The 14,915-nt window shown below is 58.8% G+C and carries 16 protein-coding genes and 1 tRNA gene; 9 read left to right on the top strand and 8 right to left on the bottom strand.

Annotated elements, in window-relative coordinates:
- Positions 1-19 precede the first annotated feature (19 nt).
- Together hpf and secA are read left to right on the top strand one after the other, a co-directional pair.
- Positions 20-718 (top strand): ribosome hibernation-promoting factor, HPF/YfiA family, encoded by a 699-nt coding sequence (gene hpf, locus ACOH1Z_RS04065; RefSeq protein WP_449647194.1) that lies wholly within the window; start codon positions 20-22, stop codon positions 716-718.
- A gap of 162 nt (positions 719-880) precedes the next feature.
- Positions 881-3,697 carry a preprotein translocase subunit SecA gene (gene secA / locus ACOH1Z_RS04060; protein ID WP_449647193.1) on the top strand — a complete coding sequence of 939 codons (2,817 nt, stop codon included), beginning with the start codon at positions 881-883 and terminating at the stop codon, positions 3,695-3,697.
- A 160-nt stretch (positions 3,698-3,857) separates the two neighbouring features.
- On the opposite strand, the gene ACOH1Z_RS04055 is transcribed toward secA, so the two are convergent.
- Entirely contained in the window at positions 3,858-4,346 is a 489-nt protein-coding gene (locus ACOH1Z_RS04055; protein ID WP_449647192.1) for an Rv3235 family protein, read from the bottom strand.
- Positions 4,347-4,496: 150 nt separating this feature from the next.
- On the opposite strand from ACOH1Z_RS04055, the gene ACOH1Z_RS04050 reads away from it, so the two are divergent.
- Positions 4,497-5,096 (top strand): hypothetical protein, encoded by a 600-nt coding sequence (locus tag ACOH1Z_RS04050; RefSeq protein WP_449647191.1) that lies wholly within the window; start codon positions 4,497-4,499, stop codon positions 5,094-5,096.
- Positions 5,097-5,127: 31 nt separating this feature from the next.
- Here the strand turns inward: ACOH1Z_RS04050 and ACOH1Z_RS04045 are convergent, their stop codons facing one another.
- Positions 5,128-5,409: a helix-turn-helix domain-containing protein gene (locus tag ACOH1Z_RS04045; RefSeq protein ID WP_009772813.1), complete on the bottom strand. Its 282-nt coding sequence runs from the start codon at positions 5,407-5,409 to the stop codon at positions 5,128-5,130.
- A gap of 119 nt (positions 5,410-5,528) precedes the next feature.
- On the opposite strand from ACOH1Z_RS04045, the gene ACOH1Z_RS04040 reads away from it, so the two are divergent.
- The 3 genes from ACOH1Z_RS04040 to ACOH1Z_RS04030 are packed head-to-tail and all read left to right on the top strand — an operon-like array spanning position 5,529 to position 8,919.
- Positions 5,529-6,176 (top strand): CpaB family protein, encoded by a 648-nt coding sequence (locus tag ACOH1Z_RS04040; RefSeq protein ID WP_449647190.1) that lies wholly within the window; start codon positions 5,529-5,531, stop codon positions 6,174-6,176.
- A gap of 1 nt (position 6,177) precedes the next feature.
- Positions 6,178-7,410: a CpaE/TadZ family protein gene (locus ACOH1Z_RS04035; RefSeq protein WP_449647189.1), complete on the top strand. Its 1,233-nt coding sequence runs from the start codon at positions 6,178-6,180 to the stop codon at positions 7,408-7,410.
- Between the two features lie 9 nt (positions 7,411-7,419).
- Positions 7,420-8,919 carry a sensor histidine kinase gene (locus ACOH1Z_RS04030; RefSeq protein ID WP_449647188.1) on the top strand — a complete coding sequence of 500 codons (1,500 nt, stop codon included), beginning with the start codon at positions 7,420-7,422 and terminating at the stop codon, positions 8,917-8,919.
- A gap of 154 nt (positions 8,920-9,073) precedes the next feature.
- On the opposite strand, the gene ACOH1Z_RS04025 is transcribed toward ACOH1Z_RS04030, so the two are convergent.
- Positions 9,074-9,322, bottom strand: a complete 249-nt coding sequence (locus ACOH1Z_RS04025) for a WhiB family transcriptional regulator (RefSeq protein WP_009772809.1) — start codon at positions 9,320-9,322, stop codon at positions 9,074-9,076.
- A 234-nt stretch (positions 9,323-9,556) separates the two neighbouring features.
- Between ACOH1Z_RS04025 and ACOH1Z_RS04020 the strand changes: the two genes are divergently transcribed.
- Complete coding sequence (locus tag ACOH1Z_RS04020; RefSeq protein WP_449647187.1) at positions 9,557-9,925, top strand: hypothetical protein; 369 nt, start codon at positions 9,557-9,559, stop codon at positions 9,923-9,925.
- Here the strand turns inward: ACOH1Z_RS04020 and bcp are convergent.
- Complete coding sequence (gene bcp, locus ACOH1Z_RS04015; RefSeq protein ID WP_449647186.1) at positions 9,922-10,401, bottom strand: thioredoxin-dependent thiol peroxidase; 480 nt, start codon at positions 10,399-10,401, stop codon at positions 9,922-9,924. The two genes, ACOH1Z_RS04020 and bcp, sit on opposite strands and share 4 nt — an antisense overlap.
- Positions 10,402-10,472: 71 nt before the next feature.
- Here bcp and ACOH1Z_RS04010 point away from each other — a divergent pair.
- Positions 10,473-10,545: transfer RNA gene (locus tag ACOH1Z_RS04010), tRNA-Lys, on the top strand.
- 177 nt (positions 10,546-10,722) lie between these two features.
- On the opposite strand, the gene ACOH1Z_RS04005 is transcribed toward ACOH1Z_RS04010, so the two are convergent.
- From ACOH1Z_RS04005 to ACOH1Z_RS03990, 4 genes are all read right to left on the bottom strand, one after another.
- Positions 10,723-11,067: a site-specific integrase gene (locus ACOH1Z_RS04005; protein WP_449648190.1), complete on the bottom strand. Its 345-nt coding sequence runs from the start codon at positions 11,065-11,067 to the stop codon at positions 10,723-10,725.
- On the bottom strand, positions 11,043-11,612 hold the full coding sequence (locus tag ACOH1Z_RS04000; protein WP_449647185.1) for a site-specific integrase: 570 nt from the start codon (positions 11,610-11,612) through the stop codon (positions 11,043-11,045). Before ACOH1Z_RS04000 ends, ACOH1Z_RS04005 begins: the two co-directional genes overlap by 25 nt.
- Before the next feature lie 111 nt (positions 11,613-11,723).
- Positions 11,724-13,031, bottom strand: coding sequence for an AlbA family DNA-binding domain-containing protein (locus ACOH1Z_RS03995; RefSeq protein ID WP_449647184.1), 1,308 nt, complete (start codon positions 13,029-13,031; stop codon positions 11,724-11,726).
- A complete protein-coding gene (locus ACOH1Z_RS03990) occupies positions 13,028-13,885 on the bottom strand; it encodes a hypothetical protein (RefSeq protein WP_449647183.1) in 858 nt (285 codons plus the stop codon). Before ACOH1Z_RS03990 ends, ACOH1Z_RS03995 begins: the two co-directional genes overlap by 4 nt.
- A gap of 379 nt (positions 13,886-14,264) precedes the next feature.
- Between ACOH1Z_RS03990 and ACOH1Z_RS03985 the strand changes: the two genes are divergently transcribed.
- On the top strand, positions 14,265-14,624 hold the full coding sequence (locus ACOH1Z_RS03985) for a hypothetical protein (protein ID WP_449647182.1): 360 nt from the start codon (positions 14,265-14,267) through the stop codon (positions 14,622-14,624).
- Positions 14,625-14,915: the final 291 nt, after the last annotated feature.

The following is a 14,915-nucleotide window of genomic DNA, read 5'->3' as shown; positions in this document are numbered from 1 at the left end:
TGATGGCTAGGAGGTCGCCGTGGAAATCACCGTCAACGGACGCAATGTAGGAGTCACGGATCGTTTCCGTGAGTATGCGATCGAAAAGTCTGAGAAGGTAGATCATCTCGCTGATAAGGCGATTGCTTTCGAGATCAAGGTAAGCCGCCACCACGAAACTAATGGGTCTAGTGGCGACGATCGTGTTGAGTTGACGTTGATCGGACCAGGACCGCTTGTTCGAGCGGAATCTGCTGGTTCGGATAAATATGTTGCCTTCGATCTGGCGATGTCAAAGCTCATTGAGCGCATCCGCCAATCTCGCGACCGCAAGAAAGTGCATCGGGGGAATCACCGCCCTACGTCTCTGCGTGAGGCAAGTGCTGGTGGGTTCGCCGTTGTTGATATCACTCCAGCAAGCCCCGAAGTAATTGAGAGCGTTTCCACTGGATCAGTGCCGGTACAGACGGCCGAACCGGAACCTGGCGACGACGATTACTCGCCCGTTGTTATCCGACGCAAGGTGTTCCCTTCTAGTCACATGACTGTTGAAGAGGCACTTGACCACATGGAGTTGGTCGGTCACGACTTCTTCCTCTTTGTGGATAGCCAGACGGATCGCCCCAGCGTTGTTTACCGTCGTAAGGGGTGGGACTACGGTGTTATTGGTCTTGAAGAGCAGGCCGATGAGGTCGCCGATGGGGGTCGTTCGCGCAAGCGTAAGGTCGCCAACGGCTAAGCACACCAAGTTCTTGGTGTGAACTTGATACGATTACGAACCGGTAACGCGGCCGTGCGCTGAATGCACGCACCGCGTTACCGTGACGTAAGCGTCTAAAAAGATTGCGCTTCGTCGAGCAGGGCCAGTGTCGGACCCGTCCGACAAGAATGGGAGTATTCGGTGGCGAATGTTTTAGAACGCGCACTTCGTGTGGGCGAGGGTCGGCTTCTTCGACGCTTGAAAGGCTATGCGCACGCGGTTGATCACCTTGAAGAAGACTTCAAGACGCTGACTGACGATGAGCTCAAGCACGAGACCACGGAGTTGCGCGAGCGCTATGCCGCAGGGGAGTCACTTGACGACCTCCTCCCGGAGGCCTTCGCTGCGGTTCGAGAAGCAGCGAGCCGCACGCTTGGCATGCGTCACTTTGAGGTTCAACTCATGGGCGGTGCTGCACTGCATCTCGGCAACATTGCTGAGATGAAGACCGGTGAGGGCAAGACCCTAGTCGCGACGCTCGCGGCATACCTGAACGCGATCGCCGCGCAAGGTGTGCACGTCATTACGGTCAACGACTACTTGGCTAGCTACCAGTCAGAGCTGATGGGCCGCGTATTCCGCGCCCTCGGGATGACCACCGGATGCATTGTCTCCGGTCAGACTCCAGTGGAACGTCGCGAGCAGTATGCCGCGGACATCACCTATGGAACGAACAACGAATTTGGTTTTGACTACCTGCGCGACAACATGGCGTGGCAGGCAAGCGACATGGTCCAGCGTGGCCACTACTTTGCTGTCGTTGACGAAGTTGACTCGATTCTGATTGACGAGGCTCGCACGCCGCTCATCATTTCGGGCCCATCATCGGGTGAGGCGAACCGTTGGTTTACCGAATTCGCTAGCCTTGCCAAAAAGCTCATCCCCGAGGTCGATTTCGAGGTTGATGAGAAGAAGCGCACCGTTGGTGTGCTGGAGCCCGGTATCGAAAAGGTTGAAGATTACCTCGGTATCGACAACCTGTACGAGTCGGCGAATACGCCGCTGATTTCGTTCTTGAACAACTCCATCAAGGCCCGTGCACTCTTCAAGAAAGACAAGGACTACGTCGTCATGAACGGCGAAGTCTTGATCGTCGACGAGCACACCGGTCGTATTCTTCAGGGCCGTCGCTACAACGAAGGAATTCACCAGGCGATTGAGGCCAAGGAGGGTGTTGCTGTTAAGGCAGAAAACCAGACTCTCGCTACGGTGACGTTGCAGAACTATTTCCGTCTCTACAACAAGCTGTCAGGAATGACCGGTACTGCTGAAACTGAAGCAGCCGAGTTCATGTCCACCTACAAACTTGGTGTTGTCGCGATCCCGACCAACAAGCCAATGCAGCGCATTGACCAGTCCGACCTGATCTACAAAAACGAGCAGTCAAAGTTCGAACAGGTTGTTGCCGATATCGCCAAGCGGCACGAACTGGGTCAGCCCGTTCTGGTGGGAACAACAAGCGTTGAGAAGAGCGAACTTCTTTCGCGCATGCTCGCCAAGAAGGGCGTAAAGCACGAGGTTTTGAACGCTAAGAACCACGCTCGCGAAGCAGCGATTGTTGCTCAGGCAGGACGCCTCGGTTCCGTTACCGTCGCTACGAACATGGCCGGCCGTGGAACTGACGTCATGCTCGGTGGAAACGCCGAGTTCTTGGCCGTCGCTGAGATGAACAGCCGCGGCCTCAACCCGACCGAAACTCCTGACGACTATGAAGCCGCGTGGGACGAAGTTTTTGCCGAGGTAAAAGCCGGGGTTGAAAAGGAAGCCAAGAAGGTCGTCGATGTTGGTGGCCTCTACGTCTTGGGTACAGAACGTCACGAGTCTCGCCGTATCGACAACCAGCTGCGTGGTCGTTCAGGTCGCCAAGGTGATCCAGGTGAGAGCCGCTTCTACCTGTCGCTTCAGGATGATCTGATGCGCCTGTTCAACAGTGGCGCAGCCGAAGCACTCATGGGGCGCTCGACAGTTCCCGACGATCTCGCGATCGAATCCAAGGTAGTTAGCCGCGCCATCCGCAGTGCTCAATCACAGGTGGAGTCGCGCAACGCTGAAATCCGCAAGAACGTGCTGAAGTACGACGATGTATTGAACCGCCAGCGTGAAGCTATCTATAGCGATCGGCGCCACATTCTTGAGGGAGATGACCTGAAGGATCGCGTTCAGCGATTCCTGAGCGATGTCGTCACCGAAGTTGTCGACGTACACACGGCAGAAGGTCACTCTGAGGACTGGGACTTTGACGGTCTCTGGACCGAAATCAAGACGATGTACCCGATCGGTATTACCGTCGATGAGGTTCTGACCGAGGGCGGATCACGCGGCAAACTCACCAGTGCATTCATCGCCAAGGAAATTCATTCTGACGCCGTGATTGCGTATGAGCGTCGTGAGCAGCAGCTTGGCGAGACCGCGATGCGCGAGCTTGAGCGTCGTGTGGTGCTCAGCGTTATCGATCGCCGCTGGCGAGACCACCTCTACGAGATGGACTACCTGAAAGACGGAATCGGTCTGCGCGCAATGGCTCAGCGCGACCCCCTCATCGAGTACCAGCGCGAAGGTTTCGCTCTCTTCCAGACGATGATGGGACAGATTCGCGAAGAGTCTGTCGGCTTCCTGTTCAACCTTGATGTCGAAGTGAGCGGCGGTGGCGAGTCCACGACCGTCCAGGCGCGAGGTTTGGAAGCGGCAAGTGCACCATCCGCAGCGCTCAGCTACTCGGCGCCGAGCGCAGACGCTGCCGGCGAGGTCGAAGTTCGCAATGAGCGCGGCCAGGTCGAACGCACTGCGACTGCCAATGCGCAAAAGCGACAGACGCAGCAGCCGGCACCGCAGCAACCGCAGCCGGCTCGAGGCGGTGACCGTGGTGCATTCGGTCAACGCGCAGAGGGTTCGGACGGTGCGGCGGAAGCTCCGCTCAACCGTTCACAGCGTCGCGCGCAGGAGAAGCGCAAGAAGTAGAAATCATCAGTAAGGTATGCCCCCATCGCTCGGTCGGTGGGGGCATATCTCGTTAAGCCGGGGTCGTGTTGGACCCGGGACGGGTGAGAGCCGCATGGCATTGGATCCGCGTTGGACCAGCATTGCCTTAGAGGCGTTGCGGGTCGGTGCGCCCGACGCGCTAGAGGACGTTGATGGCTGTCGCGCGCCAGCGCCGGTCGAGCCCTTCGAGGCGTACTGCTACAGCGCGAGTGCGCGCTCGACCGCGAACGATCACCACAGCCTCTATCGCGCCATCGCGAGGCTCGCACAGTCGGATTGAACCCATGGTGAAGCTTGGGCGCGTGACTGGCTGCCCCTTTGCGCGACGGGCACGCGCCGAGAGGACGGTGCGCTTGAGTAGATGACGGTAGACGTCGTCAGTAACCCATCGTGCAATCTGCTCCAGGTCGCGGGCGCCAGCAAGAATTTCGATGACGCAGCGGGTGAGGTTTTCCACCAGGGGTGCCGGATCGGGTAGTTCGGCGCTTGGGGTGGGCTGGTGGCCAAAAAACTCGTCGGGCACGAAGCGCGGGCGAATGATTTTGGAGGGAAGGGTTCCGGTGCGTTGTCGCGGAGGGCGAGGGGGTTCCTCGCTCGGCGAAAGCTTTCGGAGTGGCTCGGTACTCATGATCTCCCGGGTAAAAGGTCAAGACGGCGATGTATACCCCCTTTAGGGGGTAGACCACACTCAACCAGTACTGAGACCAATTGTCTATGACTAATTTTCAACTGTGGATAACCTTGCTGAGTTGTGTCACCTCACCAGTACCGTCAGCCCATGCGCTGGGACAAACTTTTTGATGACCTCGAAAGTCAGCTTGAGAACGAAATCACGGCCGATGACCTCGAAGTCGATGCCGAAGAGGAACGGTTGCGGCTCGGCCGGCTCAGCATGCGGGATCGTATTGTGTCGCTTCATGCCCGCAGCTCTGACCAATCACCTCTCACGATGTCGCTTGTGCTCATCACGGGAACGCGACTCATTGTGAGGCCAGCGATTATCGGTCGCGATTGGATGTCCGCCGATCTTGTCGACGAGAGTGGACGCCCAGCGCAATGCATCGTTCCATTCGCGGCGGTGGCGGGAATCTCACTAGGGGCAGCGCACATCACGCCGAGCCTTGCCACGATGCCGTCGAGTGGGCATCCGAGTCTTTCGCAGCGTTTGGGGCTGAGCTATGTTCTGCGAGATCTCTGTCGTCGTCGCCGAGCGGTCTCGCTGTTGCTGGTCGCGGGCGAAGTGCATGGCACGATCGACCGCGTAGGGCGCGACCATCTTGATATTGCAGTGCACGAACGTGGGGCGGCTCGACGCGAGACCGCGGTAACCGAGTATCGCTTGGTCCCGTTCGCGAGTCTGGTGGTCGTGCGGCCGTAGCCGTCACAGCCCCGTACCGGGTCGTTCTGCGCTATCGCTTACGCTGTTCGCCGAAGTTCACTTCGGTCACTGTGGCAATATCTGACTGATTCCAGAGGCTCATGCGTCGAGTCTCTTCGTACAGAGCTTCGATATAGGACTCAAGAACCGAGTTCTCGATTCGCCATTGGCCTTTGCTGCCGACCTTGATCGCGGGCAGTTCGCCGGAGCGCACCAAGTCGAGAACTTCGTGTGGTGAGACGCTGAGCACTTCAGCAGTATCGGCCAGGGTGAGAAATCGCCCGAGGCCTTCTGCAGGATTGATCGCGTTCATGGTTCGATTATGCTCCCGTGCACCTGTGAATGGGGCTGATGTGGATAACTCTCGCGCCACTTATGAGCAGTAACCAACGATGGTGCCATGATCAACACCCGACCTCTGGGGCGCGCGCTGTGAGCCGCCGTTCCGGTCGTACCCAGTCTCAAGCTCGCGCGCGAGCCCTCGCTCTTGATCCGCGACTTGCAATTGGCATCGTGCTCGTTGTGGCATCCATCATTGGCGTTGTTTCGCTTGTCGCTAGCGCCGATGACTCAATCGAGGTCTATGCGGCCGCCGCCCCTCTCAATCCGGGTGATCGTGTGCTGAGCGGCGATCTCGTAGTGCGGAGCGTGAAGCTCAACGAGTCGAGTGAGTTCTATATCGGGCGGGGTGAACTACCCGCGGAAGGCTTTATCGCTACACGACCGATCGGCGCAGGGGAGTTGATCCCGAGCTCTTCTTTAGGTAGCCACGAGGGGCTCTCATTGACTGCGGTAGTCGTATCGCCACAGGGCGGTCTCGCGGAGTCGGTGTCGACGGGGGCATCCGTCGATGTTTGGGCCAGCGCGGAGACGGAAGACGGTGAGCATGGGGCTCCGGGCGTGATTATTTCGGGTGCCATTGTTGTGCGACTTATCGACAATGACTCGCTCGTCTCATCGGCTGGTAATAGCGCACTAGAGTTGCTCGTTCCTCGATCGCGCGTTGCCCGCTTGCTTGAAGCAATGGCCAGCGGTGACGTGCTTTCGGTCCTCCCGGCCAACCTCCCGGCGAAGGGCTGACGTGGCGAATTTCGCGTTGGCCATGCCGGTCACCCTAGAAGATCAATTCGCGTTTGATGCTGCGCAACACGGGCACGAGATCGTTGTTCGAGCGGTAAGTGCGCCAGAACTAGCGTCTCGGGTCGCAGGCGCACACGCAGATATCGCACTAGTTGCTGCAGAGGCACGCTACCTCACAGACCGACTCATCACTGCGTGCGATCACGCAGGCGTTCGGCTCATTGCGGTTGCCAGCAGCGAGCGCGAGCAGCGCTATGCCAGTGATCTCGGCCTCTTTGACATTATCGATGGTGCCTCGGGGTGGCCAGCGGTACACGCGTTGCTTGAGCAGTCGCAGTGGAATTCAGAGCCCGAGACTTCGCCGCGAAGCACTCTGGGCCAAGTGATAGCGGTGTGGGGTCCTGGAGGTGCTCCAGGGCGCACATCCATAGCTATTGCGGTTGCCGCCGAATTGGCGGCACTCGGCCACAGCGTCGCACTTGCAGATGTGGACACTCACGGTGCTTCGGTGGCGCCGGCCCTGGGAATGCTTGACGAGGCGCCGGGATTTGCCGCTGCCTGCCGTCTTGCAGGTACCGACACGCTCACGACGGACGAACTAGTCCGCATCGGGCAGCGTTATGACTCGCCAGTCGGTGGTTTTTGGGTGCTTACGGGTATAGGAAGGCCGAGTCGTTGGCCAGAGCTTTCCGCCGAGAGGGTCGGAACCACCATCGCGCAGTGCCGTCAGTGGGTCGATTACACCGTGCTCGACACCAGCTCCAGTCTGGAAAACGATGAAGAGATTACGAGTGACCTGTTCGCGCCTCGACGCAATGCCGCTGCGGTTACTGCGGTGCGAGCTGCCGACCATGTGATTGCCGTCGGGGGAGCAGATCCGGTAGGGCTCTCACGGTTCTTGCGAGCACACGTAGACCTCCTCGAAACGGTCTCGACGCGAAGTGTGAGCGTAGTGATGAACAAGGTGAGGGTGAGCGCCAGCGGATTGAACCCGCACGGGCAGGTAACCCAAACTTTGTCGAGATTCGGCGGCATCGAGCATCCGATACTTGTACCTCACGACCTTGCAGGCTTCGACGGCGCTGTTCTGAGCGGCAAGACACTCGTGGACGCCGCACCGCGTTCACCTGCGAGACTCGCCGTGCGCGATCTGGTCACATCCCGCCTCGTGCCCGAAATCGACGAACCAGCGCCTCGACGCTCTCTGTTCAACAGGGTGCTGGTGCGCAGGTAATCTGTAGGGGTGTCGACACTCAGTGATCTAGTCCAAGAGCAGGGCCATTCGAGCGAGGCCGATATCGAATGGCTGCACATGCTCGTCGGCGACTGGCAGTTGCTCGCCGATCTTGCGTTCGCCGACATCGTGTTGTGGGTGCCGAGTGACGATGAGCAGTTTGTTGCGGTTGCCCACGCCCGCCCCAGCAGCTCAGCGACCCTGTTCTACCGCGACTTTGTCGGGCAAAATGTGAAGCCCGAGTGGAAAGCGCAAGTCACCGAAGCGTTCGCAACGGCTCGAATTGTTGATGCTGCTGCCCCTTCTTGGTACGAGGAAACTCCCACTCGGGTGCGTGCTGTTCCCGTGATGCGCAGGCTCAACGTCAGCGGCAATGCCACGGCGGAGACCCCCATCGCTGTCATCACGCGACACACCAATCTGGGGGATGCCCGCACGCCTTCCCGGCAAGAGCTCACCTTCAACGGTTGCGCAAACGATCTGTTCGCCATGATTGCTGCAGGCGACTTCCCGGATATGGGGGCCCCTGCGGCCCCGCGCCGCGGAGCACCCCGAGCATCCGACGGACTGATTCGTCTGGATGTTGACGGCCTCGTCACATTCGCGAGTCCAAACGCGTTGTCAGCGTTCAACCGCATCGGTTTCTCTGGCGAACTGGAAGCGGAATCTCTCGCCGACGTCACAACGACGCTCATTGCCGGGCAGCCGGAGGTAGACGAATCTCTGCCGCTGGTCGTCACTGGTCGAGCCCCCTGGCGCACAGACATTGAAGCTCGCGGAGTCACGGTCTCGCTGCGGACCATTCCGATCCGTGATCGTGGCGAACGTGTCGGAGCAATTGTTCTGTGTCGCGATGTCACCGAGGTGCGCCATCAAGAGCGTGAGCTCATCACAAAGGATGCGACGATTCGTGAGATTCACCATCGAGTGAAGAACAACTTGCAGACCGTGGCATCGTTGCTCAGAATTCAGGCGCGCAGAACGCACAGTGAGGTTGCACGAGAAGCGCTCGGGCATGCGATGCGTCGAGTTGCCGCTATCGCTGTGGTTCACGACACACTTTCTGAGGGACTCAGCCAGAGCGTAGATTTCGATGTTGTCTTCGATCGAGTGCTGAAGCTGATCGCGGAGGTTGCGTCGAGTCACAACACGACAGTGCATCCCACCTCGGTGGGAAGCTTTGGTGCACTGCCCAGTGAGTACGCCACACCGTTGGCTTTGGCCCTGACCGAGTTGGTGACGAATGCTGTAGAGCACGGTCTTGCTGGTCGCGCGGACGGCACGGTGGAGATTGACGCCAGACGCACCGAAGACAAGCTAACCGTGCAGGTTCGCGACAACGGCGTTGGCCTAGCTGAGGGCCGAGTTGGCGAAGGCCTCGGCACACAAATCGTCCGTACCCTGATTCAGGGTGAGTTGAGCGGAACCATTGACTGGCACACGCTCATGGGCAGCGGCACCGAAGTAACAATCGATATTCCGCTGACCTGGTTGACGCGCACCAAGTAATTTAGCGCGCGAGAGCCAGAATCGGTCTCAATCGAGACCCGTGCGGGCTACGAACTTTGCATTCTTGCAACGCTGTTCAGTCCTGTGACGCTGTGCAGTCCTGTGACGCTGCGCCGTCTTGTGACGCTGCGCCGTCTTGTGACGCTGTGCAGCGTTAGGATGCGCGGCGTGCGCGTGCAGCGCGACGCTTGAGAGCGCGGCGCTCGTCTTCACTGAGGCCACCCCAGACGCCGGAGTCTTGGTTTGTTTCGAGGGCGTACTGGAGGCACATTTCAGTTACCGAGCAGCGACCGCAAACGGCTTTTGCTTTTTCGATTTGGTCAACGGCCGGACCGGTGTTTCCTACCGGGAAGAAAAGTTCCGGGTCAGCAGTGAGGCATGCAGCGTTATCGCGCCAGTCCATGGTGTTGCTCCTTACAGCGTGTTGCGTTGCTCGAGCGCACAAAAAATACGCCTAAATCGGCGTCGAGCTTGAGAAAGTTTGTGGGTCTCGCTCGCAACACTGGGAGCCAGAAATCAACCTCAACTAGAATCGCATATCGACCAATGCAAAGCAATGGTCTTTCAGCGATTTAACGGGGAGCGAATGGTAGACGAACTTGTCCCAGAAGAAAAACCGAGTGGTAAACATCCGTATGTGGTTGTTCTCGCAGTCGTAATCTTTCTGGAAAGTGCTCTTCTGTTCGGTGCCCTTGGTTACCTGATCTTCGAACTTGCGAGCGAGACTCCTCAGTCGTATGCAAGTGCAATCGCCTTGAGCGTTCTGACGGCACTGGCCGCAATTTGGGTAGCGATAATTGCGATTAGCGTGCTGCGAGGTCAGGCGTGGATTCGTGGAGCAGCCGTCGTCTGGCAGGTTCTGCAAATCTCCGTTGCGATCGGCAGCTTCCAGGGCGCCTTCTCGCGACCCGACATTGGCTGGCTGTTGTTGATGCCAGCCATCGTCGTGCTTGTCCTGTTATTCACCAAGCCGGTATTGGCGGCGACAACGCGGCGTGAGGGTTAGTCGAGCCCGAGCTTCTTGCGCAGCGACGCAACGTGGCCGGTAGCCTTCACCGCGTAGAGCGGGAGAGTGATTGTGCCGGCTTCATCGATGACGAAAGTCGAGCGAATGACCCCTGTTACTTGCTTGCCATATAGGTTCTTCTCGCCCCAGGCGCCATACGCTTCATGAACTTCGTGCTCTGGGTCGGACAGCAGCGGGAATGTGAGTGACTCTTGCTCGCGGAACTTGGTCAGCTTTTCGGGAGTATCGCGCGAAACACCCAACACGACATAGCCCTCCGATTGCAGCGAGCCGAGCTGGTCACGAAAGTCACAAGCCTGCTTCGTGCATCCGGGAGTCATCGCTGCTGGGTAGAAATACAGGATCACTTTCTTGCCAGAAAAGTCGCTAAGAGACACCAGTTTTCCGTCGTGATCAAGCAGGGAAAAGCTTGGTGCGGGGGTGCCTGCGGCAAGTCGAGTGGATTCCGTGGTCATTGTGCTCCTTAGTCGCTTTAACTCATGGTAACGTTGTTCCTCGGTTGCCCCGTGAGGGAAAACCAAGCCACGCACCTCTAGCTCAATTGGCAGAGCAACTGACTCTTAATCAGTGGGTTCCCGGTTCAAGTCCGGGGAGGTGCACTTTTTATGCCAGAAGAACCCCGGATTTCCGGGGTTTTTCTGCGTTACGGGCACTGCCACACTGAGGCGATATGGGGCCAACTGCACTTTTGCTGCGGTTTTCAATCCGTGGAGGCGTGGAATCCGGGCACAGAAAAGCCCCGCTTTTGAATGAAGGCGGGGCTGCAACTGAAACGGCTACTGGGATGCTTCGGGTGGGGCTTCAATGTCCATGGCGCCAAGGTCGATATCGTCGAAGAACTCGCGCCGGAGCAGGTAGTGGTTGAACAGCGTTGCCGTACCGCGATGTCCGAGCTGGCGAGCAGCCTTATCAGGCCCGATGGCATAGGTCAACGAACTTGCCATCGTTGCCCGAAGTGCATGCGGTTTGAGTTTTTCCAGTCCGGGTAGATCGCCACGAACGTCCCGCCAAGTGCGGCGAACATTGTTCATGGACACCGGAGCGCCGTGGACTGTTTGAAGCAGCAGTTCATCAGGTGAGGTTAGGCCTCGTGCATCTAGCGCCGCCAGCAATCCGTCGATTGCCTCGGCTGCGTTATCGGTAATGGGGATGTTGCGCCGAGAGGTTGATGTCTTCGGTTCGGGGCTGCGGTAGACAGGGGTCCAGTGCGAACAATGATGGTGCCGTCAATGAGAATGCTGGCGGGCTTGCCATCGACGGCTGCCGTGTAATCCGGTCGACGCAATGCCAATACCTCGCCGATGCGAGCGCCAGATCCGAGCTGGATACGCAGGTACTTGCCTAGCCGCCCGTAGTTGTGCGCGTGGAGGTCTGCGCGAGCGAACATCGCTTCAACGCGGTCAACAGGAACGATGACGGCATCTTTACGCGGTACTTGGGGAAGCCGCAGCTTCATACCATTCATAGGATTCTCTGAAACGGCATGATATTCCTCGGCTAACTCCAGCACCCCATGTAGTACCGAGCGCGCGCGTTTCGCGCTTGCAGGACTTCCGGGCTGCTGCGGGGTGCCGACATGGAGGGCGGTGAGCCAGTCCTTAATTCGGCGAGTAGTGAGCTGCTCAACGCGATGCGGGCCCAACGCAGGGATGAGGTGAAGGGTCATAGCGTGCGCTTAGGCGCTTAGTCTCGTCGGTGCGAGCTTTGCCTCAACGGCTTTTATGCGCAGCCACATGTTCGCAAAATCTTCGACGGTGACGGCTACATCGACGAGGAGTTAGTCGCGATGCGGAAAAAGGTCGAGGCGGCCCACGCCAAATTGCGATTCGATATCGAGCGCCGCGGATCTGGCGCCGCGTTCGAGGCCCGCTGGACCGGTGTCGGGCTCATACGTCATGGAAATCGGGCGGAGCCGGTCGATTCTCACGGATCGACGGACCGTGTCGATCCGCCTGTGCGAATCTTCCCATCCGGCGCTCTCAATGAGCTCAAGCCGCCTGTCCACCGGAGAGGGAATATGGACCAACGCTTGAGCCCGAACATCGACGGTTCCGAGCCCGCCGAGCGCCTGGCTGTAGCAATCGACCACAGCGAAGAAGTCTGCCGAAAGCGACTCGACATCGTGAACGTTGAGGGGTGTCGTCTTCCCCTCCCACGCAGTTCCATAGTCGCATTCCAGCGCCAGAAGAACGCTCCCGTCCTCAGCCAACATTAGACACGAGCCGCTTGTCATTCCGGGTTCATCTAGCGGACCCCAACCGCCGTGCGTAATCCACGATCGAGGTCCCCGGTGTTGGTTAGATCCATCGGGTTCGAGCCGACTGATGATCGGTGTGCGCTGGCGACCATGAGGCAGGAGCGCGGACGAGCGGTTGCTCGCCAACTTGGTGAGTTCCTGGCGATCGTTGAATCCGAGCGAGCGCGTCAGCTCGGTCGGAATCGGCGACTCAGGCACCGCCGACATCAAGAGCCACAGCCTGCCGATTTTTCTCGGCGTGCGGTTCGTCAGGTCTTCGAGCAGCTCGGAGTGGCGCACGGCGAGGCTGCTCCGCGCAGCTCCACGAGTTGCGTACGCGCGACCGAGCTCGCCTTCTTCCATGTAACTAGTCGATGCGCCGCGGCGGATCGGAGCGCGCCACCAGGGCTCCCCGCGCTTCTCGATGAGGTGAGGCGCGCTCGCGCTCGCGGGAACGACAATCAGGACTACACCTTCCGACTCACCTTCTTCGAGCGGAAGCCCGATCACGTCGACGCCGGCTACTGTCGGACGCATCGATGCGTTGATCGACTGCCGCAGATTTCGGCGAGCCTGATCCGTGATCGAGGTCGGGCGGACGGCACTCGCAGCAGAAGTGGCGCTGTCTTCCTCTACTCCGATGCAGATGAGCCCGCCTCGCGCATTTGCGAGGGCCGCAACGTCGCCGGCGAGGTCCTCTCGTCGCTCCGCGCTAGGCGGCTCGCGTTTCCACTCAAGTTCGTCTGTCTCTTGCACTCTCCGAATGATCGCTTCGTGGATGTCCTCGATCGTGAGCGGTCGCGCATCTAGCCCGAGGGATCTATGAAGCGCCGTCCAATGCGTTGTCACCTTCCGGCCGCCGTCCCACGAGTAATCGCTCCGGTTGCGAGCCAAGCAACCAGCGTCGCAGCGAGATGAACGTGGGTTTGAGCTTGAAGGGTAGTTGGGGCTGCCGCGTCCTTGTGAACGTGGCGGTATTGCTGACCCGCCCACAGCGTCTGGAGCATGTCGTAAATCGTCTCCTGGGCAGGGGCTTTGCCGTCGAGCTCGCGAAGTCCGTGAGTCCACGTCCCCTGAGCCTTCATCGTGCCGATCGCGTCACCGAGACTCGCGCTCGACTTATTCGGGACGAATTTTTCGATCGCCAACGTTTCCACCGCTCGCACTGCTGCATCCATTGCTTGGGTCGGCTGCTGCTCCACACCAAACGCGAAGTTCCAGGCTGCTGTGAGTAGCGCGCCGGCCTGAACATCCAGAGCGATCGCGGACTGAACTGACTCAATCACTCCAGCAGGAAGGCGGCGGGCGAGCCTCCAATTACCGCCCACCAACGCGGCGTGCATCGCCGAACTATTTGCTTCGAGGATCCCGTTCAGGGTCTCTGCACTGTAGTCCTCATAGGGCGCGCGAAGTCGTGAAAGCAGGAAGTCGGTTGTGCGCAGAATCTCACGGTCGTCGGCTTTGAAGAGCTGACCTAGAAGGGAGTCGACCTTCATAAAGCCTGTCGCAGGAGCACCTAGCGTCTTGCGCAGCGCACTCTGGATCTCGTGGGCGAGTGTCAAGGAAACGTATCCACGGTCTCGGTCGAGTAGCTGGTACATCCACGCCCAGAGAGGTGCGCGCAGTTGCGCACTCACTCCGTCCTGAAGTGCGTGCAGCGCCTCAATCTCTGCGTCGTCGGCGTCCCACGGAATGAAGACCATACACGCATGATGACAGGCTCTCAACAGAATTGGGCGCAGCCACGGCATTGAGTTGTCTCTCAACGATATTGGGTCGGTGGAAGAAACGCCTGAAACAGCAACTCTGTTTGCAGGATGTCAATCCACCGGCCGTTGATTCGCTTTCGTTGAGAAAAGAGAACTCGGCGGGGCGCCATATCAATCACCCCAGCAGAACCCGGGGAAACCTAGGCGACTCGAAAAAGCACATACGCCAAGCTCGTCCCCGCAACGTACCGTAGGCAAATCAGGATCAGCGTCCCAAGGCGCTTGTGAAGCCATCGGGCTCAGATGGGCACGGAGAGTAGGTGCCGCTCACCCCCCACCCCCCCCCCCGTAAGAGCACGATGGGATCAAGCCGATGAGCTTGTTCGCCCCGAACGGCCTGAGGATGGTTGGCGCGATCGCCGACCCGCGAGGCCGGCCTGCCATTGACCCCACAAATCTTTCCTTCGAAATTCTCATCGACATGAAAATCGCGAACTCTTGGTGGACGCAAGATGGTGTCACCCTCATGATGATGATGATCCCGCCTGGATATATGTATGTCAGCATCTCCGAGAACACCTTGAGAGTCGACCCCGCCAACCTCTACGGCGAAACGACGCTGGTCGTACTCCGGCCAACCACGTTCCGCATCGTGTCGAGCGCCCGCCGTCGCCATCTCGCGGACGGCTTCGCCGCCCGCGAGACCGTAGCATCCCCTGGAAATCGCGCCTGACTTTTTCTCGACTGATTTCCAAGCACTACTTTGAAACTCAGAAATTTCTAGGCAGGTTGCAGGTGCTAGATTCGCAGAACTATTGAAAGGGCACGATGCCGCTTATCGCGATGCAAGACGTCGTTGCAATCTAATCCCTCGGAGGAGCCCCTCAAACGGCTGTGGAGCAACCCAAGAAATGTATCGAAACTTATCCCAGCTTGCGGATCATCTCGATTGCATTCAAGCAATCAAGAGTGGGAGCCGGAACCGACCTTGTAGCCGCAATTGCGGCCGTTCCAAACTACGGAA

It is taken from the genome of Rhodoglobus sp., from assembly GCF_053580035.1.
Note: the sequence above shows the minus strand (reverse complement) of the source record. Positions and strands in the feature narration are given on the sequence as shown.

Coding starts and splice junctions, on each gene's coding strand:
- bcp (WP_449647186.1), bottom strand. CDS start 10,401: ATGACCACGGAATCCACTCGACTTGCCGCAGGCACCCCCGCACCAAGC.
- ACOH1Z_RS03985 (WP_449647182.1), top strand. CDS start 14,265: ATGAGCTTGTTCGCCCCGAACGGCCTGAGGATGGTTGGCGCGATCGCC.
- ACOH1Z_RS04045 (WP_009772813.1), bottom strand. CDS start 5,409: ATGAACGCGATCAATCCTGCAGAAGGCCTCGGGCGATTTCTCACCCTG.
- ACOH1Z_RS04025 (WP_009772809.1), bottom strand. CDS start 9,322: ATGGACTGGCGCGATAACGCTGCATGCCTCACTGCTGACCCGGAACTT.
- ACOH1Z_RS03990 (WP_449647183.1), bottom strand. CDS start 13,885: ATGGTCTTCATTCCGTGGGACGCCGACGACGCAGAGATTGAGGCGCTG.
- ACOH1Z_RS04000 (WP_449647185.1), bottom strand. CDS start 11,612: ATGACCCTTCACCTCATCCCTGCGTTGGGCCCGCATCGCGTTGAGCAG.
- ACOH1Z_RS04055 (WP_449647192.1), bottom strand. CDS start 4,346: ATGAGTACCGAGCCACTCCGAAAGCTTTCGCCGAGCGAGGAACCCCCT.
- ACOH1Z_RS04050 (WP_449647191.1), top strand. CDS start 4,497: ATGCGCTGGGACAAACTTTTTGATGACCTCGAAAGTCAGCTTGAGAAC.